This is a genomic window from Enterobacter cloacae complex sp. P29RS (genome assembly GCF_014893445.1).
Classification (GTDB): domain Bacteria; phylum Pseudomonadota; class Gammaproteobacteria; order Enterobacterales; family Enterobacteriaceae; genus Enterobacter; species Enterobacter intestinihominis.
This window is the reverse complement of sequence record NZ_JADBPZ010000001.1, coordinates 222,660-247,386: the sequence shown is the minus strand read 5'-3', so window position 1 is coordinate 247,386 and position 24,727 is coordinate 222,660. Positions and strand designations below refer to the sequence as shown.

The 24,727-nt window shown below is 53.5% G+C and carries 25 protein-coding genes; 14 read left to right on the top strand and 11 right to left on the bottom strand.

Features of this window, described 5'->3' with window-relative positions; genetic code table 11:
• The first annotated feature begins 62 nt into the window (after window positions 1-62).
• Complete coding sequence (gene sohB, locus IM282_RS01135; RefSeq protein ID WP_045621558.1) at window positions 63-1,109, top strand: protease SohB; 1,047 nt, start codon at window positions 63-65, stop codon at window positions 1,107-1,109.
• A 35-nt stretch (window positions 1,110-1,144) separates the two neighbouring features.
• Here the strand turns inward: sohB and IM282_RS01130 are convergent, their stop codons facing one another.
• Complete coding sequence (locus IM282_RS01130; RefSeq protein ID WP_003856804.1) at window positions 1,145-1,396, bottom strand: YciN family protein; 252 nt, start codon at window positions 1,394-1,396, stop codon at window positions 1,145-1,147.
• A 398-nt stretch (window positions 1,397-1,794) separates the two neighbouring features.
• Here IM282_RS01130 and topA point away from each other — a divergent pair, with 398 nt between their 5' ends.
• The 6 genes from topA to acnA all read left to right on the top strand — a co-directional run bounded on the left by topA (window position 1,795) and on the right by acnA (window position 9,280).
• Entirely contained in the window at window positions 1,795-4,392 is a 2,598-nt protein-coding gene (gene topA / locus IM282_RS01125) for a type I DNA topoisomerase (protein WP_022648322.1), read from the top strand.
• A gap of 186 nt (window positions 4,393-4,578) precedes the next feature.
• Window positions 4,579-5,553, top strand: coding sequence for an HTH-type transcriptional regulator CysB (cysB, locus tag IM282_RS01120; RefSeq protein ID WP_006810844.1), 975 nt, complete (start codon window positions 4,579-4,581; stop codon window positions 5,551-5,553).
• A gap of 336 nt (window positions 5,554-5,889) precedes the next feature.
• Window positions 5,890-6,030: a YmiA family putative membrane protein gene (locus IM282_RS01115; protein ID WP_096168876.1), complete on the top strand. Its 141-nt coding sequence runs from the start codon at window positions 5,890-5,892 to the stop codon at window positions 6,028-6,030.
• 8 nt (window positions 6,031-6,038) lie between these two features.
• Window positions 6,039-6,203: a hypothetical protein gene (locus tag IM282_RS01110; RefSeq protein ID WP_162181317.1), complete on the top strand. Its 165-nt coding sequence runs from the start codon at window positions 6,039-6,041 to the stop codon at window positions 6,201-6,203.
• Window positions 6,204-6,340: 137 nt separating this feature from the next.
• The gene (gene ymiC / locus IM282_RS21815) at window positions 6,341-6,439 is read left to right on the top strand and encodes a small membrane protein YmiC (protein WP_032103392.1); all 99 of its coding nucleotides are present in this window, start codon (window positions 6,341-6,343) and stop codon (window positions 6,437-6,439) included.
• A 165-nt stretch (window positions 6,440-6,604) separates the two neighbouring features.
• Complete coding sequence (gene acnA / locus IM282_RS01105; protein WP_023306390.1) at window positions 6,605-9,280, top strand: aconitate hydratase AcnA; 2,676 nt, start codon at window positions 6,605-6,607, stop codon at window positions 9,278-9,280.
• 37 nt (window positions 9,281-9,317) lie between these two features.
• Here acnA and ribA read toward each other — a convergent pair whose 3' ends face one another.
• Complete coding sequence (ribA, locus tag IM282_RS01100) at window positions 9,318-9,908, bottom strand: GTP cyclohydrolase II (RefSeq protein WP_013096372.1); 591 nt, start codon at window positions 9,906-9,908, stop codon at window positions 9,318-9,320.
• A 197-nt stretch (window positions 9,909-10,105) separates the two neighbouring features.
• Here ribA and pgpB point away from each other — a divergent pair, with 197 nt between their 5' ends.
• From pgpB to yciH, 5 genes are all read left to right on the top strand, one after another.
• On the top strand, window positions 10,106-10,873 hold the full coding sequence (gene pgpB, locus IM282_RS01095) for a phosphatidylglycerophosphatase B (protein WP_032622464.1): 768 nt from the start codon (window positions 10,106-10,108) through the stop codon (window positions 10,871-10,873).
• Between the two features lie 148 nt (window positions 10,874-11,021).
• Window positions 11,022-11,330, top strand: a complete 309-nt coding sequence (locus IM282_RS01090) for a LapA family protein (RefSeq protein WP_006810839.1) — start codon at window positions 11,022-11,024, stop codon at window positions 11,328-11,330.
• Between the two features lie 6 nt (window positions 11,331-11,336).
• On the top strand, window positions 11,337-12,506 hold the full coding sequence (lapB, locus tag IM282_RS01085) for a lipopolysaccharide assembly protein LapB (RefSeq protein WP_003856819.1): 1,170 nt from the start codon (window positions 11,337-11,339) through the stop codon (window positions 12,504-12,506).
• Between the two features lie 184 nt (window positions 12,507-12,690).
• Window positions 12,691-13,428 (top strand): orotidine-5'-phosphate decarboxylase, encoded by a 738-nt coding sequence (pyrF, locus tag IM282_RS01080; protein WP_023306389.1) that lies wholly within the window; start codon window positions 12,691-12,693, stop codon window positions 13,426-13,428.
• Window positions 13,428-13,754: a stress response translation initiation inhibitor YciH gene (gene yciH, locus IM282_RS01075; RefSeq protein ID WP_023306388.1), complete on the top strand. Its 327-nt coding sequence runs from the start codon at window positions 13,428-13,430 to the stop codon at window positions 13,752-13,754. The genes pyrF and yciH overlap by 1 nt, the downstream gene beginning before the upstream one ends.
• 104 nt (window positions 13,755-13,858) lie before the next feature.
• Here yciH and osmB read toward each other — a convergent pair whose 3' ends face one another.
• The 3 genes from osmB to IM282_RS01060 all read right to left on the bottom strand — a co-directional run bounded on the left by osmB (window position 13,859) and on the right by IM282_RS01060 (window position 15,312).
• A complete protein-coding gene (osmB, locus tag IM282_RS01070) occupies window positions 13,859-14,077 on the bottom strand; it encodes an osmotically-inducible lipoprotein OsmB (protein ID WP_003856823.1) in 219 nt (72 codons plus the stop codon).
• 262 nt (window positions 14,078-14,339) lie between these two features.
• Window positions 14,340-15,092 (bottom strand): DNA-binding transcriptional regulator YciT, encoded by a 753-nt coding sequence (locus tag IM282_RS01065; protein ID WP_022648316.1) that lies wholly within the window; start codon window positions 15,090-15,092, stop codon window positions 14,340-14,342.
• Between the two features lie 37 nt (window positions 15,093-15,129).
• Entirely contained in the window at window positions 15,130-15,312 is a 183-nt protein-coding gene (locus tag IM282_RS01060) for a hypothetical protein (protein ID WP_022648315.1), read from the bottom strand.
• Window positions 15,313-15,503: 191 nt separating this feature from the next.
• Here IM282_RS01060 and IM282_RS01055 point away from each other — a divergent pair, with 191 nt between their 5' ends.
• Window positions 15,504-16,373, top strand: coding sequence for a crotonase/enoyl-CoA hydratase family protein (locus IM282_RS01055; protein WP_022648314.1), 870 nt, complete (start codon window positions 15,504-15,506; stop codon window positions 16,371-16,373).
• Here IM282_RS01055 and pdeR read toward each other — a convergent pair.
• The 5 genes from pdeR to IM282_RS01030 all read right to left on the bottom strand — a co-directional run bounded on the left by pdeR (window position 16,370) and on the right by IM282_RS01030 (window position 23,199).
• Window positions 16,370-18,358, bottom strand: coding sequence for a cyclic di-GMP phosphodiesterase (gene pdeR, locus IM282_RS01050; protein ID WP_032624132.1), 1,989 nt, complete (start codon window positions 18,356-18,358; stop codon window positions 16,370-16,372). The two genes, IM282_RS01055 and pdeR, sit on opposite strands and share 4 nt — an antisense overlap.
• Before the next feature lie 206 nt (window positions 18,359-18,564).
• Window positions 18,565-20,499: an exoribonuclease II gene (locus tag IM282_RS01045; RefSeq protein ID WP_192970022.1), complete on the bottom strand. Its 1,935-nt coding sequence runs from the start codon at window positions 20,497-20,499 to the stop codon at window positions 18,565-18,567.
• A gap of 88 nt (window positions 20,500-20,587) precedes the next feature.
• Window positions 20,588-21,574 carry a CMD domain-containing protein gene (locus IM282_RS01040; RefSeq protein WP_192970021.1) on the bottom strand — a complete coding sequence of 329 codons (987 nt, stop codon included), beginning with the start codon at window positions 21,572-21,574 and terminating at the stop codon, window positions 20,588-20,590.
• 153 nt (window positions 21,575-21,727) lie between these two features.
• Window positions 21,728-22,516 (bottom strand): enoyl-ACP reductase FabI, encoded by a 789-nt coding sequence (fabI, locus tag IM282_RS01035; RefSeq protein WP_003856831.1) that lies wholly within the window; start codon window positions 22,514-22,516, stop codon window positions 21,728-21,730.
• Between the two features lie 281 nt (window positions 22,517-22,797).
• Entirely contained in the window at window positions 22,798-23,199 is a 402-nt protein-coding gene (locus tag IM282_RS01030; RefSeq protein ID WP_048966771.1) for a RidA family protein, read from the bottom strand.
• A gap of 134 nt (window positions 23,200-23,333) precedes the next feature.
• Here IM282_RS01030 and IM282_RS01025 point away from each other — a divergent pair, with 134 nt between their 5' ends.
• Window positions 23,334-23,924, top strand: a complete 591-nt coding sequence (locus IM282_RS01025; protein WP_022648309.1) for a TetR/AcrR family transcriptional regulator — start codon at window positions 23,334-23,336, stop codon at window positions 23,922-23,924.
• Here the strand turns inward: IM282_RS01025 and sapF are convergent.
• Complete coding sequence (gene sapF, locus IM282_RS01020) at window positions 23,921-24,727, bottom strand: putrescine export ABC transporter ATP-binding protein SapF (protein WP_003856838.1); 807 nt, start codon at window positions 24,725-24,727, stop codon at window positions 23,921-23,923. The two genes, IM282_RS01025 and sapF, sit on opposite strands and share 4 nt — an antisense overlap.

Genomic DNA, 24,727 nt, shown 5'->3' with positions numbered 1-24,727 from the left:
CGCCTGCGCAGGGCTGTTGTACACTGGCGTGTAAGATTCGTGGTTAAATCAAGGTGGAACGCGTGGAATTACTTTCTCAGTATGGGTTGTTTTTGGCCAAAATCGCTACGGTGGTTATTGCTGTCGCGGTGATTGCCGTCCTGATTGTCAACCTGACGCAGCGTAAGCGTCAGCGTGGTGAGTTACGCATTACCCGCCTGAGCGAGCAGTATAAAGAGATGCGGGAAGAGATGTCTCTGGCGCTGCTTGACGATCATCAACAGAAGCTGTGGCTAAAAGCCCAGAAGAAAAAACATAAGCAGGACGCCAAAGCCGCGAAGGCGAAAGCTAAGCTCGCCACGCCACAGGCTGACGCAAAACCGCGCGTCTATGTGCTCGATTTTAAAGGTAGCATGGATGCGCATGAAGTCTCCTCTCTGCGTGAGGAAGTGACCGCGGTGCTGGCCGTGGCGACAGCCCAGGATCAGGTGGTGGTACGCCTTGAAAGCCCGGGCGGCGTAGTGCATGGGTATGGACTGGCGGCTTCGCAGTTACAACGTCTGCGGGATAAACAGATCCCGCTCACCGTGGCGGTAGATAAGGTCGCGGCGAGTGGCGGCTATATGATGGCGTGCGTGGCGGATAAAATCGTCGCAGCACCGTTCTCCATTATCGGCTCGATTGGGGTGGTTGCGCAGATCCCTAACTTCAATCGTTTCCTGAAAAATAAAGAGATCGACATCGAATTGCATACGGCGGGTCAGTACAAACGTACGCTGACGCTGCTCGGCGAAAATACCGAAGAGGGACGGCAGAAGTTCCGGGAAGATCTGAACGAAACTCACCATCTGTTCAAGGATTTCGTGCACCGCATGCGCCCAACGCTGGACATTGAGCAGGTGGCTACGGGCGAACACTGGTACGGCACGCAGGCGCAGGAGAAAGGGCTGGTGGATGAAGTGGGTACCAGCGACGACCTCCTGCTCAACCTGATGGAAGGTCGTGAGCTGGTGGGGGTGCGCTTCACCCGACGTAAGCGCCTGCTCGACCGTTTAACCAATAGTGCGGCAGAAAGCGCGGATCGCCTGCTGATACGCTGGTTGCAGCGCGGACAAAAGCCGCTGCTGTAAAGAAAAACGCGAGGCAGATGCCTCGCGTTTTCGTTTTAATCGACCAGGTGGTACTTCTCTGAGAGGGTATGCGCCAGGTATTTAAACATGTTAAACACGGCGGTGCTTTTCGGGGTTGGTAACCCTTGTTCATCAAGGAAGTATTCACCGCTGAACACCAGCACGCCATTACGTTGTTCCACGCCAGTCGCTTCAATACCCGCCAGGGTGTCTTCATGGTCGCGAATGAGTTTGTTTGCTTCGATAAGCAGTGAAGCTCGGTCAATGGGTTGGGTCGTATTCTGCATATTCCACTCCTTAAACAGTGACAATAGTCTACGCCTGGGTCGCTTCGGGGGCAAATTTTCCCTGCTATTCGCGGGTATAAGGAACAGGGGCTGGCTGGCGGGATTTGCTTTTGCATGCTAATAAAGTTGCGTAACGAATTTTATCAGGTACAGTGTGCGCTTTCGTCATTCTGGCAACAGAATTGCTTGACATTCGACCGGGAATTCGTCACGAATGAACTTTGATGTGAGAAAAATACCCGAAAACTCAATGACCTGGATGTCGCCATACTGACGTTCGGTAAGACAAAGGGGTTGATATCCCCTGACGACGTCGCAATATCAATGGCTCGTCGTCAGCGGAAGGGAAATCAACGTGCGGCGTATTCCTGGAAGAATTAAATTAGGTAAAGGTGAATATGGGTAAAGCTCTCGTCATCGTTGAGTCCCCGGCAAAAGCCAAAACGATCAATAAATATCTGGGCAATGACTACGTGGTTAAGTCCAGCGTTGGTCACATTCGCGATTTGCCGACAAGTGGCTCAGCCAGCAAAAAGAGCGCAGACTCTACCTCCACCAAAGGGGCTAAAAAGCCTAAAAAGGATGAACGTAGCGCGCTTGTCAACCGCATGGGTGTTAACCCATGGCACAACTGGGATGCACAGTACGAAGTGCTGCCAGGCAAAGAAAAAGTCGTTAACGAGCTGAAACAGCTTGCTGAAAAAGCAGACCACATTTATCTCGCAACCGACCTTGACCGCGAAGGGGAGGCCATCGCATGGCACCTGCGGGAAGTGATTGGGGGTGATGACAAACGCTACAGCCGTGTAGTGTTTAACGAAATTACAAAGAATGCGATTCGTCAGGCGTTTGAAAAGCCGGGTGAACTGAATATCGACCGTGTTAACGCTCAGCAGGCGCGTCGCTTTATGGACCGCGTTGTAGGCTACATGGTTTCGCCGTTGCTATGGAAAAAAGTCGCTCGCGGCCTGTCTGCGGGGCGTGTGCAGTCTGTGGCTGTTCGTCTTGTTGTCGAACGTGAACGCGAGATCAAAGCGTTTGTCCCGGAAGAGTTCTGGGAAGTGGATGCGAATGTCACCACGCCGGGCGGCGATGCGCTGCCGTTGCAGGTGAGCCACCACAACGACAAACCGTTCCGTCCTGAAAATCGCGATCAGACCATGGCCGCCGTAGCGCTGCTGGAAAAAGCGCGTTATCAGGTGCTGGATCGTGAAGACAAACCGACCAGCAGCAAGCCTGGCGCACCGTTTATCACGTCAACGCTTCAGCAGGCGGCAAGTACGCGTCTGGGTTACGGCGTGAAGAAAACCATGATGATGGCCCAGCGTTTGTATGAAGCGGGTTACATCACCTACATGCGTACTGACTCCACCAACCTGAGCCAGGACGCTGTCAGCATGGTGCGTGGCTATATCGAGGACAACTTCGGTAAGAAATACCTGCCGGACAGCCCTAATCAGTACGCCAGCAAAGAGAATTCTCAGGAAGCGCACGAAGCGATCCGTCCTTCTGACGTTTCCGTTCTGGCGGAATCTCTTAAAGATATGGAAGCGGACGCCCAGAAGCTGTATCAGCTGATCTGGCGCCAGTTCGTGGCCTGCCAGATGACGCCAGCGAAATACGACTCCACTACGCTGACCGTTGGCGCGGGTGATTTCCGCCTGAAAGCGCGCGGCCGCATTCTGCGTTTCGACGGCTGGACAAAAGTGATGCCTGCGCTGCGTAAAGGTGATGAAGACAGAACTCTGCCTTCCGTCAACAAAGGCGACGAGCTGTCGCTGGTTGATCTGGTACCGGCCCAGCACTTCACCAAGCCGCCTGCGCGTTTCAGCGAAGCGTCGCTGGTAAAAGAGCTGGAAAAACGCGGCATCGGTCGCCCGTCTACCTATGCGTCGATCATTTCGACCATTCAGGATCGTGGATACGTTCGCGTTGAGAACCGTCGTTTCTATGCTGAAAAAATGGGTGAGATTGTTACCGACCGTCTGGAAGCTAACTTCCGTGAGTTGATGAACTATGACTTCACCGCGCAGATGGAGGACAGTCTCGATGAGGTTGCCAGCCATAAGGCCGAGTGGAAGAAAGTTCTCGACAGCTTCTTCAGCGATTTTACCAACCAGCTTGAGAAAGCTGAGAAAGATCCTGAAGAAGGCGGCATGCTGCCTAACCAGATGGTACTGACCAGCATCGACTGCCCAACCTGTGGCCGTAAAATGGGGATCCGTACCGCAACCACGGGCGTGTTCCTCGGCTGTTCTGGTTATGCGCTTTCGCCGAAAGAGCGTTGCAAAACCACTATCAACCTCGTGCCGGAGAACGAAGTTCTCAACGTGCTGGAAGGTGACGATGCGGAGACCAACGCACTGCGCGCCAAGCGCCGCTGTAAGAAATGCGGCACGGCGATGGACAGCTACCTGATCGATCCAAAACGTAAACTGCACGTTTGCGGTAATAACCCAACCTGCGACGGTTATGAGATCGAAGAAGGTGAGTTCCGCATTAAGGGCTATGACGGTCCGATCGTTGAGTGTGAGAAATGTGGTTCCGAAATGCACCTGAAAATGGGACGCTTCGGTAAGTACATGGCATGTACCAACGACGACTGTAAAAACACGCGTAAGATCCTGCGTAACGGTGAAGTTGCGCCGCCGAAGGAAGATCCGGTTCCGCTTCCTGAGCTGCCGTGCGAGAAGTCAGATGCGTATTTCGTGCTGCGTGACGGCGCTGCCGGGGTATTCCTGGCGGCCAACACCTTCCCGAAATCGCGCGAAACCCGTGCGCCGCTGGTAGAAGAGCTGTACCGCTTCCGCGACCGTCTGCCGGAGAAACTGCGTTACCTGGCCGATGCGCCACAGCAGGATCCGGAAGGCAACAAAACCGTGGTGCGCTTTAGCCGTAAAACGAAGCAGCAGTACGTGGCGGCAGAGAAAGAGGGTAAAGCGACCGGTTGGTCAGCCTTCTTTGTCGACGGGAAATGGGTTGAAGGTAAAAAATAATCTTCACTTACCGTAACTTACCTTTGAAAGGGCCGGACTTCCGGCCCTTTTTTATTACGTTGTTATTATTTTTTGTTCCGTACTATACAGCCTGGCTATAAATGATATAGTGGTTATAGTTAACCCGTTTCTTATTATCAAATCGTATTAAGCGATTGACGCATGCGCTAAATCGGATGGTCTGGCATGAAATTACAGCAGCTTCGCTATATCGTTGAGGTCGTCAATCATAACCTCAATGTCTCTTCCACCGCAGAAGGTCTTTATACCTCGCAGCCTGGCATCAGTAAGCAGGTGCGTATGCTGGAGGATGAATTAGGTATTCAGATATTTGCCCGCAGCGGTAAGCACCTGACTCAGGTCACGCCGGCAGGGCAGGAAATCATTCGCATCGCACGAGAAGTGCTTTCCAAAGTCGACGCCATTAAATCCGTCGCCGGGGAACATACCTGGCCGGATAAAGGCTCCCTTTATATTGCCACCACGCACACACAGGCGCGTTATGCGCTTCCCGGGGTGATCAAAGGTTTCATCGAACGCTATCCCCGCGTTTCCCTGCATATGCATCAGGGCTCACCGACGCAAATCGCAGAGGCCGTGTCTAAAGGCAATGCCGATTTTGCCATCGCGACGGAAGCTCTTCATCTGTACGATGATCTGGTCATGCTCCCGTGCTACCACTGGAACCGCTCTATTGTCGTGACCCCCGATCATCCGCTGGCGGGGAAGGGCGAAGTGACAATCGAAGAGCTGGCGCAATACCCGCTGGTTACCTATACGTTCGGATTTACGGGCCGTTCTGAGCTAGACACCGCCTTTAACCGCGCCGGCTTAACGCCACGGATCGTCTTCACTGCAACGGATGCGGACGTCATTAAAACGTACGTGCGTCTGGGTCTGGGCGTAGGCGTTATTGCCAGCATGGCGGTGGATCCTGTATCAGACCCGGATCTGGTGCGTCTGGACGCGCATGATATCTTCAGCCACAGCACCACCAAGATAGGTTTTCGTCGCAGCACGTTCCTTCGCAGCTATATGTATGATTTTATTCAGCGCTTCGCACCGCATTTAACGCGTGACGTGGTCGACACGGCCGTGGCGTTACGCTCCAATGAAGACATCGAAGAGATGTTTAAAGACATCAAACTTCCTGCCAAATAATTACACCCGGTATCTTTCTCTTCTGGAAAGATACCGGTTTCCCCCTTTAAATCTAAATTAGAATTAACCTCATCTGCGCCTACTGTCATATATCGTCATAACCCATTTGATGAATAGGGTTTTACTGTCGCAAATTTGCGACAAAAGTAGAAACTAATTTACAGGTGTGCAAATTATTCTTTTCAATTATTTATTTCTGGTCAAAAGATTGAATTTTCCCAGGCTCAGATTCGTAAATTCACTGGCTTTTCGGCTAAAGTTTCTTTAGGATTTATCTCATCAGATGATTACTTGTGCCAATTGTTTGGTCTCTAAATGATAAGCGATATCGATTGTATGAGGTTAGCAATGCCGTCAGGAAGTGAAGAACCGCAAAGGGATCCCGCGCTTAAGCGTAAAGCCTGGCTGGCGGTCTTTCTCGGCTCTGCCCTGTTCTGGGTGGTTGTTGCTCTTCTCGTCTGGAAATATTGGGGTTGAATATGGTCATGACGGTGCGTACTGACGCGAGAAAAGAGATGTGTCAGCTTCGTGACAATGCTCACAAAGCGCGTAAGGCGCCAGCAACCAGCGTGCCAGCCTCCTGGCAACTGACGCCACAGCAGCAGGCCTTTATTGATGTGTTCGCAGAAGACGAACCCAAAAAACAATAATTTTGATTTTTGCGTAATGATGCAAATAGTCTGAATAAAGACTGTGCACTTTTGTACTCCTTAATAAATACACATCAGCAATATAGAACGAGGGCAGACCTCGCATCCTTAAATAATTAAAGTCTGGTGTCCCTATGATGAATAACATGACAACCGTAAAATACTGGTCATGGCTCGGCGTATTCTCAGCGTCGATCCTCTTCTGGTGTCAGCTCCTCTGGCTGGCCTTACACTAAATCGTAAAACCTCGCCACGGCGGGGTTTTTTGTTTAATCCCTCGCGTTGGACCATTCCTAAATTTATCAATTCGGGTTGTTATCAAAACGTTACGACATCTTTGTGTTATCTTTAATTACAGCCCTGATGATTGTCAGGACATCCCTGTTTTTAAGGAGGAGCTTATGTCGTTAACCCTACGCGAAGCCAGTAAGGACACATTACAGGCGGAAAATAAAACCTGGCGCTACTACAGCTTACCGCTGGCTGCCAGGACGCTTGGGGACATTTCGCGGTTACCCAAGTCGTTGAAAGTACTACTGGAAAACCTCTTGCGCTGGCAAGATGGCGACTCGGTTACCGAGGAGGATATCCAGGCTCTGGCAGGGTGGCTGAAAAATGCTCACGCAGACAAAGAAATTGCCTACCGCCCGGCCAGGGTATTGATGCAGGATTTCACCGGCGTGCCGGCGGTTGTGGACTTGGCCGCCATGCGTGAAGCTGTTAAGCGTCTCGGGGGCGATACGGCTAAGGTGAACCCGCTCTCACCGGTAGACCTCGTCATCGACCACTCCGTCACCGTCGATCACTTTGGTGACGACGATGCTTTCGGTGAAAACGTCCGTCTGGAGATGGAACGTAACCATGAACGCTACGTATTTCTGAAATGGGGTCAGCAGGCGTTCAGCCGCTTCAGCGTTGTTCCACCGGGCACCGGCATTTGTCACCAGGTCAACCTGGAATATCTTGGCAAAGCCGTCTGGAGTGAATTGCAGGATAAAGAGTGGGTGGCTTACCCTGATACGCTGGTGGGCACCGATTCACACACCACCATGATTAACGGCCTTGGCGTTCTGGGCTGGGGCGTCGGTGGTATTGAAGCGGAAGCGGCCATGCTCGGCCAGCCGGTATCAATGCTCATTCCCGATGTGGTGGGCTTTAAGCTGACCGGTAAGTTGTCCGAAGGCATTACCGCCACGGATCTGGTTCTGACGGTCACCCAGATGCTGCGTAAGCATGGCGTGGTGGGTAAATTCGTTGAATTTTATGGTGATGGTCTGGATTCACTGCCGCTGGCGGACCGGGCCACCATCGCCAACATGGCGCCGGAATATGGTGCGACCTGCGGCTTTTTCCCGATTGATAGCGTTACGCTTGAGTATATGCGCCTCAGTGGTCGCAGCGAGGAGCAGGTGGCGCTCGTAGAGGCCTACACCAAAGCGCAGGGCATGTGGCGTAACCCGGGTGACGAGCCGGTATTTACCAGCACGCTGGAACTGGATATGGGCACCGTTGAGGCAAGCCTCGCAGGGCCGAAACGACCGCAGGACCGCGTCGCCCTGAGCAACGTTCCGAAAGCCTTTGCCGCCAGCAATGAGCTGGAGGTTAACGCCGCGCAAAAAGATCACCGTCCGGTGGACTATGTTCTGAACGGGCATCAGTATCAGCTCCCTGACGGCGCCGTGGTGATCGCCGCTATCACCTCCTGTACCAACACGTCCAACCCGAGTGTGCTGATGGCAGCCGGGCTGCTGGCAAAAAAAGCGGTAGAACTGGGACTCAAGCCACAGCCGTGGGTTAAGGCGTCCCTGGCGCCTGGTTCGAAAGTGGTTTCCGATTACCTGGCGCAGGCCAGACTCACGCCGTACCTCGACGAGTTGGGCTTTAACCTGGTGGGCTACGGCTGTACGACCTGCATCGGTAACTCTGGTCCACTGCCTGAGCCTATTGAAGTGGCGATCAAGCAGGGTGATTTGACCGTTGGCGCGGTACTTTCCGGTAACCGAAACTTTGAGGGGCGTATTCATCCGCTGGTGAAAACCAACTGGCTGGCCTCGCCGCCGCTGGTTGTAGCCTATGCTCTGGCCGGAAACATGAACATTAACCTGGCGACCGATCCGATTGGTCACGATCGCAAAAATGAACCTGTCTATCTGAAAGACATCTGGCCATCATCGCGTGAAATTGCGCGCGCGGTAGAGAAAGTTTCCACCGAGATGTTCCGCAAAGAGTATGCGGAAGTGTTCGAAGGTACAGCGGAATGGAAAGCGATTGACGTGGTGGGTTCCGATACCTATGACTGGCAGGATGATTCCACCTATATTCGTCTGTCGCCCTTCTTCGATGAGATGCTGGCGGAGCCTGCACCGCTGAAAGATATTCACGGCGCGCGCATTCTGGCGATGCTGGGCGATTCCGTCACCACTGACCATATCTCACCAGCGGGGAGCATCAAAGCGGACAGTCCGGCAGGTCGGTATCTGCAAAGCCGTGGCGTGGAACGTCGCGATTTTAACTCCTACGGTTCGCGCCGCGGTAACCACGAAGTGATGATGCGCGGGACATTTGCCAACATCCGCATTCGTAATGAAATGGTCCCGGGCGTGGAAGGGGGCATGACGCGCCACCTGCCAGATACAGAGGTCATTTCAATTTATGACGCAGCCATGAAGTATCAGCAGGAGGGTACGCCGCTGGCCGTTATTGCCGGTAAAGAGTACGGCTCTGGTTCCAGTCGCGACTGGGCGGCTAAAGGTCCACGTCTGCTCGGGGTTCGCGTGGTGATTGCCGAATCCTTTGAACGTATCCACCGCTCAAACCTGATCGGGATGGGGATCCTGCCGCTGGAGTTCCCGCAGGGCATAACGCGTAAAACGCTGGGTCTGACCGGGGAAGAGCAGATTGATATCAGCGGTCTGCAAAATCTGCAACCGGGTAAAACCGTTCCGGTGAAGTTAACGCGGGCAGATGGTACAACAGAAGTGCTGGATTGTCGGTGTCGTATTGATACGGCAACAGAGCTAACCTATTACCAGAATGACGGCATTTTACATTATGTGATTCGAAAGATGCTGGACTGATAAAACTCGCCCGGCAGAAGTGCCGGGCGTTTTGCGTTTACTCGCTCAGCAGGTGCCCCATCTTTGCAGCTTTGGTATCGAGGTAGTGCGCGTTTTTCGGATTGCGGCCAACAATCAGCGGCACGCGTTCAACGATATTGATGCCCGCTTCAGTGAGGATCTCCACTTTTTTCGGGTTATTGGTCAACAGACGCACTTCGTCCACGCCCAGCAGCTTGAACATATCTGCGCAGAGGGTGAAATCGCGCTCGTCAGCAGCAAAGCCGAGCTGATGGTTTGCTTCGACGGTATCATAGCCCTGATCCTGCAACGCGTAGGCGCGGATTTTATTCAGCAGACCGATATTGCGTCCTTCCTGGCGGTGATACAGCAGCACGCCACGTCCTTCCTCTGCGATATGAGAAAGAGCGGCTTCGAGCTGGAAACCGCAGTCACAGCGCAGGCTGAAGAGCGCGTCACCGGTCAGACACTCAGAATGAACGCGGGACAGTACCGGCGTCTGCCCCGAAATGTCACCGTATACCAGGGCGACGTGATCTTGTCCGGTTGCCAGTTCTTCAAAACCCACCATCAGGAAATCGCCCCATGGGGTTGGCAGTTTGGCTTCTGCCACACGTTTAAGCTGCATGTGATTCTCCATACCAGGCTGACACGTTTCGTGCCTTTGCCCCATTTTGCTTTCTGTATTGGACTATTTTGCCACAAGCCCGGCTACTTCACCTAATCACCACCACGCTATACGGACGTTAAACGCACGATCCGACATATCCACCAGAAGGTGGAAATTCAGTTATGATTGTGGTGCTTAGTGAAAAAGGAGAGGACATGCTTTCAATTGCCAGACGCACGGCCGCAGGCGCCGCCGTATTGCTTGTTATACCCCTGATCGTTTGGTTCTCCGGCTGGATGTGGAAGCCCGGACAAAACGAGACGTGGCTGAAAGCCTTATACTGGATAACTGAGACGGTCACCCAGCCCTGGGGGATTATTACGCACGTGCTGCTCTGTGCCTGGTTCCTGTGGTGCCTGCGCTTTCGTCTTCGCGCGGCGCTGGTATTATTTGCCATTCTCGGAGGTGCCATTCTTGTCGGGCAGGGGGTGAAGTCGTGGGTGAAAGATCGCGTGCAGGAACCCCGTCCCTTTGTTATCTGGCTGGAAAAAACGCACCATATTCCGGTAGATGAGTTCTACACTTTAAAGCGTAAGGATCGCGGGGCGTTGGTGAAAGAACAGCTTGCGGAACAGCAGGATATCCCGACATTTTTACGCAAACACTGGCAAAAAGAGACCGGCTTTGCGTTTCCTTCCGGACATACGATGTTTGCTGCCAGCTGGGCGCTACTCGGCGTGGGGCTGCTTTGGCCACGTCGACGTACCCTCACGATTGCGATTTTGCTGGTCTGGGCGACAGGCGTAATGGGCAGCCGGATGCTGCTGGGGATGCACTGGCCGCGTGATTTGGTGGTGGCTACGCTGATTTCGTGGGTACTGGTGACGTTGGCGACCTGGCTTGCACAACGTTTCTGTGGGCCTCTGACGCCACCGCAGGAAGAGAAGGAAGAAATAGCCGAAAGGGAGTCAGGCGGAACCTGAAGCTTGATATTCCGCATTTTGACCATAAATCCATGAAGGGCGCATTACTTTTTCCGTTTCGCGCCCGCCACTAAAATGGTAGCTTATAAGGCTGATTGCAGTGAGTTGAACACGCTTTATACGCTCGAACCACATAACGGGAAGTCATGTGAAATATTTACTCATTTTCTTACTGGTGTTGGCGATTTTTGTCATTTCAGTCACATTGGGCGCGCAAAACGATCAACAGGTAAGTTTCAACTATCTGCTGGCGCAGGGCGAGTACCGGGTGTCGAGCCTGCTGGCTGTGTTATTCGCAGCGGGTTTTGTCATCGGCTGGCTTGTATGTGGCCTGTTCTGGCTTAAGGTTCGTGTTTCCCTTGTTCGCGCTGAACGTAAAATTAAACGACTTGAACATCAACTTACGCCTGCGACTGACATTCCGGCGAGCTCTGGTGTGCCGGTAGTCAAGGAATAATCGAATATGCTGGAGTTGTTGTTTCTGCTTTTGCCTGTCGCCGCAGCCTATGGCTGGTATATGGGCCGCAGAAGCGCGCAACAAACAAAACAGGATGAAGCAAACCGACTCTCCCGTGACTACGTTGCGGGGGTGAACTTCCTGCTGAGCAATCAGCAGGATAAAGCGGTCGATCTGTTCCTCGACATGCTCAAAGAGGATACCGGCACCGTAGAGGCGCATCTCACCCTGGGAAACCTGTTCCGCTCGCGCGGAGAGGTTGACCGTGCCATCCGTATCCACCAGACCCTGATGGAAAGCGCATCGTTGACCTATGAGCAACGGTTGCTGGCCGTGCAGCAGTTGGGCAGAGATTACATGGCGGCGGGCCTGTACGATCGCGCAGAAGATATGTTCTCTCAGCTGGTGGATGAGACCGATTTCCGTATCGGTGCGCTTCAGCAACTTCTGCAAATCTACCAGGCAACCAGCGACTGGCAAAAAGCGATTGATACCGCCGAACGGCTGGTCAAACTCGGCAAAGATAAACAGCGCGTCGAAATTGCCCATTTTTACTGCGAGCTGGCCCTTCAGCAAATGGGTAGCGATGACATGGATAAGGCCATGGCATTGCTAAAAAAAGGCGCCGCGGCCGATCGCAACAGCGCCCGCATCTCGATAATGATGGGGCGGGTCTTTATGGCTAATGGTGATTACGCCAAAGCCGTGGAAAGCCTGCTTCGCGTTATCGATCAGGACAAAGAGCTGGTCAGCGAAACGCTGGAAATGCTGCAAACCTGCTATCAGCAGTTAGGTAAGCAGGATGAGTGGGTTGCATTCCTGCGCCGCTGTGTTGAAGAAAACACCGGTGCCACAGCCGAGCTGATGCTGTCGGATGTCGTCGAAGAGCACGAAGGGAGTGATACCGCCCAGGTATACATTACCCGTCAGTTGCAGCGCCATCCGACGATGCGCGTCTTCCACAAGCTGATGGATTATCATCTTAACGATGCAGAAGAAGGGCGCGCTAAAGAGAGCCTGATGGTGCTGCGAGACATGGTCGGTGAACAGGTGCGGAGCAAGCCGCGCTATCGCTGCCAGAAATGCGGCTTCACCGCCTATTCGCTCTACTGGCATTGCCCTTCCTGCCGGGCCTGGTCTACCATCAAGCCAATTCGTGGTCTGGACGGGCAGTGATTTTTTAAAACACCCTATTTTAGTTACAACATACTAAAGAATGCATTATTTCTTTCAGCACCGTGCGGTCTGTGGTTCAGCAGGAAAAGCATTCGATTCTGTTCATTTACCCCGAGGGCAGGTAGAATGCACGCCGTTTATCTGTTCCGCGCCGCTGCGCGCCCATAGACGAAAAGGGCTGGTCATGACGTCTGTTACTTCCTCCACTTCCCGCGTAGTTACCGATTCTCCTGTAGTTGTTGCTCTGGATTACAATAACCGTGACGCCGCACTGGCCTTTGTTGATGGTATTGATCCCCGGGATTGCCGTCTTAAAGTAGGCAAAGAGATGTTTACGCTGTTCGGTCCGCAAATCGTCCGCGATCTGCACCAGCGTGGTTTCGACGTTTTCCTCGACCTGAAATTCCACGATATTCCGAATACCACTGCCCACGCCGTTGCTGCGGCGGCTGAACTGGGTGTGTGGATGGTTAACGTTCATGCCTCCGGTGGGGCACGTATGATGACGGCTGCGCGCGAAGCGCTGGTGCCGTTTGGCAATGACGCTCCGCTTCTTATCGCCGTCACCGTGCTGACCAGTATGGATGAATCTGACCTTCGTGACCTGGGTGTGACGTTGTCACCTGCCGAACATGCGGAGCGTCTGGCGCGCCTCACGCAACAGTGTGGGCTTGATGGCGTGGTCTGTTCAGCTCAGGAGGCGGTTCGCTTCAAATCTGAGTTAGGCCGCGAATTTAAACTGGTGACGCCAGGTATCCGTCCGGCAGGCAGCGAATCAGGGGATCAGCGACGCATCATGACGCCAGAGCAGGCGCTGAGCGCGGGGGTAGACTATATGGTAATTGGTCGCCCGGTGACGAAATCCGCTTATCCGGCAGAGACTCTGAAAGCGATTAATGCATCACTGAAAAAGGGGGCATAATGCGTGATGCCAACACTCGTCTGGTCTATTCAACAGATACCGGGCGCATTGAAGAGCCAAAAGAGAAAGTTGAACGTCCGAAAGGCGATGGAATCGTGCGTATTCAGCGCCAGACCAGTGGCAGAAAAGGGAAAGGCGTTTGCCTTGTCACCGGCATTGATCTGGATGATGCAGAGCTGGTAAAGCTCGCCGCTGAGCTTAAAAAGAAGTGCGGATGCGGTGGGGCAGTAAAAGACGGCATAATTGAGATTCAGGGCGATAAGCGGGATTTAATTAAAACGCTGCTGGAAGCCAAAGGTATGAAAGTCAAACTGGCGGGCGGTTAAAATAAATGAGCCACGGACATTGCCGTGGCTCTTTTTTCTACGTGCGTAAGTCAGACCTGAAAATACAAAATATATTATTATACCGGTGAGAGCCGTTATGGTGATTATTTGCCCACCTGGTGACCGATAATACCACCTACGGCAGCACCACCTAATGTACCCAGCGTACTACCATCCGTTAATACTGCACCACCAAGCGCACCAGCACCGGCACCAATCGCGGTGTTACGGTCACGTTTAGACCAGTTAGAGCAAGCGCTCAGAGACATTGCTACAGTGATTGCCAGAACAGCGGCGGCTAATTTTTTGCTGGTAAAGGTCATAATACTTTCTCCTGAATTATCGATTCACGGAAAGGAATGCACTTTAAGTATAGACAATATCCATACTTAAATTCTGTTCCCGTGAAAGCTGGTCGCGCAGGCGTTACATCATCACGCAGGTGATAGTCACTTCCTGTTATATCGCTAATATTAATTTTACGTGTTTAGAACAGTTTCAACAGGTAAAAACTCTTAAAGGAAGGGTCGGAATACTCTCAGAGAAAGGTTTAAGTGCGCCCATTATTCGGGCGCAGCAGGATAATCAGGCCGTTTTTTTCACAATATCGACAGTCAGGCCGTCTTGTTCTAATTGCTGGCGATATTCATCGCGTAAACGCTCATCCGTGATCACACGGCTGAAGCGCGAAGCCGGACCCATCGTATAAGGGTGTACGGCGCCAAACTTAGAGCTATCGGTCAGCACAATCGCTTCACACTCTTTGGCGAGTACGGCGTTCACCACGTCTGAACGCATCATGTCGCGACCGGTAAAGCCGGTGTCGGGCTGCCAGCCGTCAATGCCAATGAATGCCTTACTGAAGTGAACCTGCTGAACATATTGACGCGTTAATGGCCCCACCATGCTTTCGCTTTTCTTCTGGTAAATGCCGCCCAGCAGAATGACCTCGCAGCGAGTTTCCTTCAACAGATGGGCGATATAGCTGCTTACGGTAATGATGGTAACGTCTTTTTGATCGGCAAGCGTGCGCGCCAGAAGGGCGTTACTGCTGCCATTTTCAATAAAGACGGTCTCACCGTTATTCACTAAGGATGCAGCAAACTCCGCCAGTTCCCGCTTGAGCGCAAAATTGTTCATCATGCGGGTTTCAACGTCGTCGCTGTCCAGTGGAACGGCATATCCGTGCGCACGCCGCAGGTAGCTCTGTTTTTCCAGAAGATTCAGATCCTGACGAATGGTGACTTCAGAAACGCCGGTAGCTTTAGCGAGATCGACTACGCTTACGCGTCCCTGATCGATCACCATCTGCAAAATGATTTGTTGTCGGGAATTCATAGCATCCATTTAAAAGGCAAGGGCGAAAACGACGTGGTTACACTTCCCACGGGGCTTTTGGTTGAGTGGATTCTGATGCGTTATCAGTGCCGTTCTCAGCCAGCAGTTCAGACTTGAGGATCTCAAGATTACGGATAGCAGAGTGATAATCGCCCGCGACAAGAATATCCAGCACAGTATCAATACGCTGTGCCACGGCTGTTGCATCAATGTTAGACATAAGCTCACCCTGAAGCGAAAAGTTAATATTATCAATGATGCAGAAAATTGATTCAAAAGAGAAGGTAAAAAATGCAATAACCAAAGTTCATAAATGAAAGTGACAAATTTAACCCCCGTATGCTGCGGGTTGTAGGGGTGGATTAGTCTAAAACTGCGCGCAACGCGCTTTTTTATAAGAGGAATTCGACTATGACAGTTATCAACCAGACAACCTGCACATTGTTTACTGATGCTGAACGATTCACTCAACTGGCGGCTTATTATGAGGCCGAACGGCGCACGGTGTGGATGATGTTACGTGCCACGCCACGGCCTTGCTTCAATCATGCGCTGATCGAGGAGATCATGAATCTCTCCTGGCTGGTTCGCCAGTCCGGATATGTCGTTGATTTTTGGGTCACCGGATCGCTGGTCCCTGACATCTACAATACTGGCGGTGATTTACAATTCTTCGTTGAGTGCATCAAAAACAACCGACGCGAAGCGTTACGCGCCTATGCCCGGGCCTGTGTGGACTGCGTTCATGCCGCCTCACGAGGGTTCGATACCGGTGCTGTCACGCTGGCGATGGTGGAAGGAAGCGCGTTAGGGGGCGGGTTTGAAGCCGCGCTCGCGCATCATTTCATTCTGGCCCAGCGCGATGCCCGATTAGGCTTTCCGGAAATCGCGTTCAATCTGTTCCCGGGCATGGGCGGTTATTCACTGGTGGCGCGTCGTGCCGGCATGAAAATGGCAGAGGCGCTGATTTATAAAGGTGAGTCGCATACGGCGGAATGGTATGAACAGCACGGTCTTGTGGATCTCTTATTCGAGCCGTTACAGAGCTATGTTTCGGTACGGACGTTTATCGACACGCTACAGCCGAAGCTGAACGGCGTAAGGGCCATGCTGCGCGCGCGTACGCGTGTTCTGCCACTTCCGCGAAGCGAGTTGATGGACATTACAGAGGATTGGGTGGATGCCGCCTTCTGCCTTGAACCGAAGGATATCGCCTACATGGAGCGGCTGGTTATGCTGCAAAATCGCCATCAGGCGACGGGCTTACGCAAAGCCAGCTAACGGACATTCCTGGCCTGATAGCGCTTTAGCCATCGCTCGAATGCGGCTGCGGGCATGGGCTTAGCAAAAAGATAACCCTGCCGTTCGTTGACGCCATTCTTCGTCAGAAAGGCGTCTTCTTTTGCACTCTCCACCCCTTCAGCAATGACCTGCAGATTCAACGCCTGTGCCACGGCGACTATCGCGCGCACGAGCGACTGTGAAATGGACTGCTTATGGATATCCCGGACGAAGGACTGGTCAAGCTTGATGGCGTCGATAGGGAAGCGCGCCAGCTGCGACAGGGAAGAGTACCCCGTACCAAAGTCATCAAGGTGAATTTGCGCCCCCAGGCGGCTAAATTGCTGGATCACTGACAGGGCCAGCTCTTCATTTTCGATGAGACAGCTTTCGGTCAATTCCACGTCAATCGGGCAGTATTCAAAATTCAGGTCTTTCAGCGCCTGCTTCAGGTCACTGAAGATGGTCTGGTCCGCCAGCTGACGGGCGGAGACGTTGACCGCGACGCGCAGGTTGATCCCTTTGTCGCGCCATTTTGCCACCTGGCGCACCACATCGAGCATAACCCAGCGGCCAAGGGGCACTATCAGCCCTGACTCTTCTGCATAGGAGATAAATTCCATCGGCGGGATCAGGCCACGCTCTGGTGACTGCCAGCGCACCAGCGCCTCCAGACTTCTGACTTCGCCGCGCCAGGTCATTTTTGGCTGGTAGTGAATTAACAGCTGATCGTTATCCAGCGCTTTACGCAGGTTGGTATCCAGCCACAGATATTCAAATACGCGCTGGTTCATCTCTGGCGAGAAGACGCAGAATTTACCCCGGCCATTTTCCTTGGCGGTGTACATGGCGGTGTCGGCATTGCGAATGACGCTTTCCCGATCGTTACCGTGCTGGGGCGCAAGCGCGATACCAAGCGAGCAGCCAGTGTAAACCTCTATCAGCCCGATGCGGAAAGGCTGCCGCAGTCGGGTCAGAATGCGCGACGCCATAGCTTCCAGCGCGCCCTGCGAGGTATCGGTGGCCATCACGATAAACTCATCCCCACCCAGGCGCGCCAGGGTTTGTCCGTCGTCCAGGCAACTCAGGATCGCCAGCGCAACGGCCTGTAGCAGCTGGTCGCCAAACATATGCCCATAGGCATCGTTCACTTTTTTAAAGTTATCCAGATCGAGATAAACCACGCCCACCTGCGTTTCACCCCGGGAGGTGATGGCGTCGGAGATCAGCTCATGGATGGCATTTCGGTTAGGCAAACCGGTAATCGTATCCGTATTGGCGAGAACGCGCAGGCGCTCCTGGGCCCGACGCTCTTCCGTGATGTCGGTACCCGAACAGATGAGGAAAATTTCATTTTTCCCGCTGCCGCTGTGAACGAATTTATTTCTGAAGAGAAACAGGCGTTGCCCCTTGCGGGTCTTGATCCAGCGTTCGACTTCGTAGGAGCTGCCGTTACGAAAAAAACCGGTGATGTTGCGTTTTGAGGCCGCGGCTTCGCTGCGGCTCATGAACAGTTTAAACACGTTTTGCCCGATGACTTCCTGTTCCTTCAGGCCCGTATATTCTTCACTTAAACGGTTGAAGCGCTGAATATTCCCGTTCTGGTCGAGGATGACAATTACGGAGTTAGCTTCGGACACCACCTGTTCGGCGAAGGAGAGTCCCTGCGCCAGATCGCGCGCCACGGAAGGCGTGTCGTTCCATGCTGATGCCGTTCCCGCCCACTCATTTTTGTTAATTTTACGACCGACAAGATGGACGGGAACGTCCAAACCATACAAGGGAAGGGTCATGGCAATGCTGGCGGTGATAACGGTGAGCTGGCGAATCAGAGCAGCCTGCTCATCGTCCAGCGCAACCACCTGAACGATGTCAGCGCTTTCACTGGCAGCAAGATGCAGAGCATTGCTGTCTGCTGTTAGTCGCCACCAGGGGCTATGCGTACCCATGTAACGAAACAGCAAATTCTGCTCCAGATCGTCCATCCCGTTTTCTCCCGCGGCTGCTGAGTAGCGCACAAATTATTCATTTGCAGTCGACTATGACGGCTCTTTTTACTGTAGATAATTCTGGCGAAATGTGGCGGTAGGAAACAGAAAAGTGTGAGAAAAAACGATGATTTTGCGAGAGATAATACTGGGGAGAACTCCCGGCCATCCCTGAACGGAACGGCCGGGAGTCTACGCGGTTATCAGGCGACAGGGCGCGCGATAATGCTGCGGGTTTCCATGCGGACTTCAGCGATGTTTACATCAATCACGTCAGTGACTTTGTAAACCGTTTCGCCTTTAATTTGCACGGTCCCGTTTTCCTGGCTACAAACCAGTTCGTCGCGAACGGCATGCAGGAACGGGGCAGGAATAAAGGCAACGGCGCCATTATCCACCAGACGCACGCGCATACCGCCGCGGCTGATGTCAATGATTTCAGCCGGGAAACGGGTGTCAGTCCCTGCCTTATCATTCAGGAAACGCGCGTACAACCAGTCGCCGACATCACGCTCCGCCATACGGTTCAGACGGCGACGCTCTGCCATCTGCAACGTAGTCTCATCCTGTGGGCGGGCAACAGATTCCCCTTTGATGATCGCTTTCAGCAGACGATGGTTAACCATGTCGCCGTACTTACGGATCGGGGAGGTCCAGGTGGCATATGCCTCAAGACCGAGACCGAAGTGCGGGCCTGGCTCGGTGCTGATTTCCGCAAAGGACTGGAAGCGGCGAATGCGGCTGTCAAGGAAACCTGACGGCTGTGCGTCCAGCTCGCGGCGCAGCTTGCAGAAGCCTGGCAGGGTCAGCACCTCTTCCGGATCGACGTGGACGTCATGGGTTTTGAGCAGGGCGGCCAGCGCTTCGGTGTTAGCCGGGTCAAAGCCGGTGTGCACGTTGTAAATGCCAAAGCCTAACTTGTCGCGCAGCACGCGTGCGGCGCAAATGTTGGCGGAGATCATCGCTTCTTCAACGATACGGTTGGCAATACGGCGTGGCTCGGCGACGATGTTGAGCACTTCGCCTTTTTCCCCCAGCACAAAGCGGTAGTCCGGGCGGTCCTTAAATACCAGGGCGTGGGTCTGGCGCCACTCACTGCGGCTCTGGCAGACGCGATGCAGCAGACGAATTTGCGCAGCGATATTATCGGATTCAGGCTTCCAGCTGCCGGTATTTTCCAGCCAGTCGGACACGTTGTCATAAGCCAGTTTAGCTTTGGATTCGATGGTGGCGGCGAAGAATTCGATATCTTCTTCAATGGTACCGTCAGCCGCGATGGTCATGCGGCAGGCCAGTACCGGACGCACTTCATGGGGACGCAGGGAGCAGAGATCGTCGGAAAGCTCGCGCGGCAGCATCGGGATGTTGAAGCCCGGCAGGTAGTTGGTGAACGAACGCACTTTGGCCATTTCGTCCAGCTTGCTGCCTTCGACAATCCATGCGGTAGGGTCGGCGATGGCAACGGTCAGATGCATTTTGCCATCCGCTGCCTCTTCGGCATACAGCGCATCGTCCATATCCTCGGTGCTGGCGCTGTCGATGGTGACAAAGTCCAGCGCTGTCAGATCGCGACGCTCAAGACCTTCGTCCTGCATTTTGGTCGCTACGCCATCCGGCGCTTCTTTTTCGAGGTTGTGGCGCGCCAGCGTCACCCACCATGGGACGAAATGGTCTTCGCCAAAGGTGATGAACTGGGTCAGCTCGGCGTAGAAACCGCGATCGCCTTTTAAAGGATGACGGCGCATTTCGGCAACCGCCCAGTCACCCTCGACAAAGTCATGCTCAACGCCACGCGCGGCGCGGCAAGGGATGGCATCTTTCAGGAGAGGATGATCCGGTACGATAGAAAGACGATCGTCTTTTTTATGCACTTTCCCGACAAAGCGGGTCAGGAAAGGTTCGATCAGTGCTTCCGGCTCGGCAGACTCTCGTTCCTTTTCGGTATGAATAACGGCCGAAATGCGGTCGCCATGCATCACTTTCTTCATCTGAGGAGGCGGAATGAAGTAGCTCTTCTGTCCGTCAACTTCAAGAAAGCCAAAGCCCTTTTCCGTGGCTTTTACGACCCCTTCTGCACGGGGCGTCTGGGAATGTAGTTGCTGTTTAAGCTGCGCTAGCAGCGGGTTGTCCTGAAACATAATGTTCTATTTTCGTAGCCATTGAGCGGCTGACAGTTTTACGCGATTCTCACTGCTACAGCAAGCGCTCTTTAGGTAAAGCGTGTGGTTATTCCTCTTTGCCAAGCGCCACGCGAAGACGGTCCAGCCAGCCATTAAAAGCGCCGTGGGTTAACAGGTTAATTGCCTTGCCCGGTGGGATACCGGCCTCCGTGAGAGGCGTTAACTGGGCGGCGCTAAAACGATCGGGAGACGTAAGCAGCAGCGTATGGGCGGCTGAGAGCGATGCAGATGGCTGGGCTTCGCTTTGTGGGTGGTTAACCAGTATCTCGCCCGTCAGATTCAGCAGCATCGGCTCATGGCAGAGAACCGGCGTGAGCGCTGAAAGCGCAGGTTCGGCCTGCCAGCGTGAGAGCGCCTCAAGTTGAACCGCACTGGCATATTTTAGTTCGACTACGGGCTGGGTGGCTGTCCATCGGGTAAAGCTCAGCGGTAGTGTATGGGGCTGAATGTGGTGTCCCGGTAGCCAGCGTACCGGATGGCCAAGCAGCGCCTGAAACACTGCAACCGCCCGCGCCTGAAAACCAGTAAAGCCGATGATCTGGTTGATAAGCACAATGTCATACGTTGTCAGTCCCACCTCATCAAGCTGGGTTTGCGCTTTATCGTCAATGACGTCCGGGGAGCTCGCCAGCTGGCGGGCATACTGAGTGATTTCTGCAAGGCGTCGATTGCTTTCCCGGGAAGAGTCGGGGCCCGGAAGGGGGGCGAGGAGCGCCGCGTAGTGGTTACAGAGCCGCTGGACGCCACACGCCTGGGAAACCGTCAACGCCGTGCTCAGTCTGTCGTAGGCGCTAAGCGTGTGCAGACGGTTTACGGGAGTATCGAGCGGGAATAAGAGGCGGCACAAGGTTCGGGCTGGCGTAAGCCACCCACAACAGCTTGCGGCAATGTCGTCAGGCAGGGCTAAATCGAGCAAAAAACGATCGTCGACGTTAGCGGCTTCAGGCACCAGCGGCAGAACGTCCGTCTGCGAATTATTCGACTGGGTTTCGTGATACCAGTGGCCTTTGCCGGAAAAACGGCGTTGTTCCATGGGCGTTCCTTGATCTCAAAATGGCGATCAATATCCTGGCGTAAGGCGGATGAGGGGAAAAATATTGTTAGGTGATAACAAATAGCAGAACGGAATAACGAAGTGCGGGGAGGGGAGAAAACTCTCTTCCCAGTCGGGAAGAGAGTAACAGACTTATTTGATTTCCAGCTCGTTCATGGCAGCGATGTTGAAGCCGCCGTCCACGTGAACCACTTCGCCGGAGATACCCGCGGAAAGGTCAGAGCACAGGAATGCCGCAGAGTTACCCACATCTTCGATGGTAACGGTACGACGAATCGGGGTAACCGCTTCGCAATGTGCCAGCATTTTACGGAAATCTTTGATCCCGGAAGCGGCCAGAGTACGGATTGGACCCGCAGAAATTGCGTTAACACGCACGCCTTCAGGACCCATTGCGTTCGCCATATAGCGCACGTTGGCTTCCAGAGACGCTTTCGCCAGACCCATAACGTTGTAGTTAGGGATAGCGCGTTCTGCGCCCAGGTAGGACAGGGTCAGCAGGGCTGCGCCCGGGTTCAGCATCGCGCGGCAGGATTTTGCCATCGCAACGAAGCTGTAGGAGCTGATGTCATGAGCGATTTTGAAGCCATCACGGGTAACCGCGTTCACGTAGTCGCCGTCCAGTTGATCGCCCGGAGCGAAGCCGATGGAGTGAACGAAACCGTCGAATTTCGGCCATGCTTTAGCCAGTTCAGCAAACATGCCATCAATGCTTTCGTCTTGTGCAACGTCACATTCCAGAACAATGCTGGAACCCAGCTGCGCGGCAAATTCTTCAACACGGCCTTTCAGCTTGTCGTTCTGGTAGGTGAACGCCAGCTCAGCGCCTTCGCGATGCATAGCCTGTGCGATGCCGTATGCGATGGACAGTTTGCTGGCAACGCCAGTTACCAGAATGCGCTTACCGGAAAGAAAACCCATAGCTTTAATCCTTATATTCATTGCTTATTTTGCCTTGTAATTCATAGCGTTACAGGCAGTATTTCAAAATCATTCGAAATTAGCTCGAAATTATAGCCCACTCACAGCCCCTTGTGTCACGATATTTCTCGCTCACGTGCCGTGACTGGGCGCACGAAAGACGTTGAACTGACTCTTTATCAGGCTATTTCGTGTGTATTCCAGCAGTATATCACCAGGTGCTGGGTTCGCCTCATCCAACCAGAGGTTGGCCAGAAGCTTCACGCTAAGACGGCCGGATATTAATTCGCTGGCGAGGGGATTCGGGCAATAACCTTAATTTCAAAATCAAATCCGGCCAGCCAGTTAACGCCGATAGCCGTCCAGTTTGGGTAAGGTGGCTGTGGAAACACCAGTTTTTTCACCTCCATGATGACGGGGAACTGGTTTTCTGGATCGGTATGAAACGTCGTGACATCAATTAGATCGTCAAAAGTGCATCCTGCGGCGGTCAGAGTCGCCTGTAAATTATCGAATGCCAACTGCACCTGAGCGGCGAAATCAGGTTCAGGCGTGCCATCGCTGCGGCTGCCGACCTGACCGGAAACAAATAACAGATCGCCAGAGCGAATAGCAGCCGAATAGCCATGCTCCTCATAAAGGGCATGTCGATTGGCAGGGAAGACAGGATTACGTGGATGCATGGCATTTCCTTTTCTGTCAGAGACGTTGTTGTGGTTACTTAAGAGAAGTAACATACGCAATGTATGTGAAAAAAAATGTAATTCACATACGCCGCGTATGTCAAATTAAAAATATCGCTTTTATAGGAAGTTCTATGGCTACAAAACGTCGTGCTGAAACAGCTCAGGAAAATCGCGAAAAATTGATTCATGCGGCGCGAAAGGCGTTTGCTGAGAAAGGCTTTGCTGCAGCGTCGATGGATGAACTGACGGCAAGCGTGGGGTTAACGCGCGGTGCGCTGTATCATAATTTCAGAGATAAGAAAGGGTTACTGGCGGCGGTGGTCGCGCAGATAGACAGCGAAATGGCGGGCAACGCGAAAGCCGTTGCCGCGGCCACAGACGATGATTGGGAGCGGCTGCTGGCGGAAGGCATCGCCTACATCAACATGGCGCTCGTTCCGGAAGTTCAGCGTATCGTGCTTCTTGACGGTCCGGCCGTTCTGGGCGATCCGGCGCAATGGCCCAGCCAGAACAGCTGTCTTGAGTCGACCCGCCAGACCATCGAAAAATTAATCGAACGCAACGTGCTTAAAAAAATGGATGCGAAAGTCGCAGCCCATCTGTTGAACGGCGTTGCGCTGAATGCTGCCTTGATGATTGCCGCGAGTGACGAGCCGCAGAAGACGCTGCCGCATGCCATCGAGGTGTTTACTCTGCTGGCAAGCGGGTTACGCAACGGCTAACGATCTTTCCGCCACGCATCGGCCGTCAATGCTTCACCAAAGTGTCCGGCAATCAGGCGTTTTGTCAGGTCGTGGAGCGGGGAGGCCAGCACGTCAGCGGTACTGCCGCGCTCAACGACTTCACCCTGGTGCATCACCAGCACCTGATCGCTGATGTGCTTCATCATGCCCAGGTGCTGAGTCACGTAGATATACGATATCCCCTGCTTTTCCTGTAGCTCCAGCATCAGGTTGATGAGTTGCGAACGCATCGACATGTCCAGCGACGCCAGCGCTTCGTCGGCGATAATGACCTTCGGGCGCAGGATCAGCGCGCGGGCCAGTCCGAGACGCTGTTTTTGGCCCGGAGCCAGCATGTGGGGGTAATAGCTGACATGGTCGGGCAGGAGACCTACCAGACGCAGGGTTTCGACAATCCGTTTGCGACGCGCTTCCGGCTCCAGGTCGGTATTCAACCGCAGCGGGAAATCCAGGATCTGCGAAATACGCTGGCGCGGGTTGAGGGACGTTGACGGATCCTGAAAAATCATCCGAATGCGCTGGCTGCGGAAAGAGTAGTCACCAAATTCCAGAGGATGATCGTCAATCAGTATTTCACCGCCGCTTGGCTCAACCATACCCGCGAGCATTTTTGCCAGGGTCGATTTGCCCGAGCCGTTTTCACCGATAATCGCCAGCGTCTGCTTTTCGCGCAGCGTAAAGCTCAGCGGTTTAACCGCCTCGACGGTCTGACGGTGAAACAGGCCGGTGCGATAGCGAAAGGTCTTACTCAGGTTACGCACTTCCAGTAAGGTTTCGACCAT

What these genes read in the sequence shown, in the direction of transcription:
- lapB (WP_003856819.1), top strand. Translation starts at nt 11,337, where the DNA reads ATGCTGGAGTTGTTGTTTCTGCTTTTGCCTGTCGCCGCAGCCTATGGC.
- cysB (WP_006810844.1), top strand. Translation starts at nt 4,579, where the DNA reads ATGAAATTACAGCAGCTTCGCTATATCGTTGAGGTCGTCAATCATAAC.
- sapF (WP_003856838.1), bottom strand. Translation starts at nt 24,727, where the DNA reads ATGGTCGAAACCTTACTGGAAGTGCGTAACCTGAGTAAGACCTTTCGC.
- pgpB (WP_032622464.1), top strand. Translation starts at nt 10,106, where the DNA reads ATGCTTTCAATTGCCAGACGCACGGCCGCAGGCGCCGCCGTATTGCTT.
- IM282_RS01130 (WP_003856804.1), bottom strand. Translation starts at nt 1,396, where the DNA reads ATGCAGAATACGACCCAACCCATTGACCGAGCTTCACTGCTTATCGAA.
- yciH (WP_023306388.1), top strand. Translation starts at nt 13,428, where the DNA reads ATGCGTGATGCCAACACTCGTCTGGTCTATTCAACAGATACCGGGCGC.
- fabI (WP_003856831.1), bottom strand. Translation starts at nt 22,516, where the DNA reads ATGGGTTTTCTTTCCGGTAAGCGCATTCTGGTAACTGGCGTTGCCAGC.
- IM282_RS01040 (WP_192970021.1), bottom strand. Translation starts at nt 21,574, where the DNA reads ATGGAACAACGCCGTTTTTCCGGCAAAGGCCACTGGTATCACGAAACC.
- topA (WP_022648322.1), top strand. Translation starts at nt 1,795, where the DNA reads ATGGGTAAAGCTCTCGTCATCGTTGAGTCCCCGGCAAAAGCCAAAACG.
- IM282_RS01110 (WP_162181317.1), top strand. Translation starts at nt 6,039, where the DNA reads ATGACGGTGCGTACTGACGCGAGAAAAGAGATGTGTCAGCTTCGTGAC.
- pyrF (WP_023306389.1), top strand. Translation starts at nt 12,691, where the DNA reads ATGACGTCTGTTACTTCCTCCACTTCCCGCGTAGTTACCGATTCTCCT.
- IM282_RS01060 (WP_022648315.1), bottom strand. Translation starts at nt 15,312, where the DNA reads ATGTCTAACATTGATGCAACAGCCGTGGCACAGCGTATTGATACTGTG.
- pdeR (WP_032624132.1), bottom strand. Translation starts at nt 18,358, where the DNA reads ATGGACGATCTGGAGCAGAATTTGCTGTTTCGTTACATGGGTACGCAT.
- IM282_RS01055 (WP_022648314.1), top strand. Translation starts at nt 15,504, where the DNA reads ATGACAGTTATCAACCAGACAACCTGCACATTGTTTACTGATGCTGAA.
- ymiC (WP_032103392.1), top strand. Translation starts at nt 6,341, where the DNA reads ATGAATAACATGACAACCGTAAAATACTGGTCATGGCTCGGCGTATTC.
- osmB (WP_003856823.1), bottom strand. Translation starts at nt 14,077, where the DNA reads ATGACCTTTACCAGCAAAAAATTAGCCGCCGCTGTTCTGGCAATCACT.
- IM282_RS01045 (WP_192970022.1), bottom strand. Translation starts at nt 20,499, where the DNA reads ATGTTTCAGGACAACCCGCTGCTAGCGCAGCTTAAACAGCAACTACAT.
- IM282_RS01065 (WP_022648316.1), bottom strand. Translation starts at nt 15,092, where the DNA reads ATGAATTCCCGACAACAAATCATTTTGCAGATGGTGATCGATCAGGGA.
- IM282_RS01030 (WP_048966771.1), bottom strand. Translation starts at nt 23,199, where the DNA reads ATGCATCCACGTAATCCTGTCTTCCCTGCCAATCGACATGCCCTTTAT.
- acnA (WP_023306390.1), top strand. Translation starts at nt 6,605, where the DNA reads ATGTCGTTAACCCTACGCGAAGCCAGTAAGGACACATTACAGGCGGAA.
- ribA (WP_013096372.1), bottom strand. Translation starts at nt 9,908, where the DNA reads ATGCAGCTTAAACGTGTGGCAGAAGCCAAACTGCCAACCCCATGGGGC.
- IM282_RS01025 (WP_022648309.1), top strand. Translation starts at nt 23,334, where the DNA reads ATGGCTACAAAACGTCGTGCTGAAACAGCTCAGGAAAATCGCGAAAAA.
- IM282_RS01115 (WP_096168876.1), top strand. Translation starts at nt 5,890, where the DNA reads ATGAGGTTAGCAATGCCGTCAGGAAGTGAAGAACCGCAAAGGGATCCC.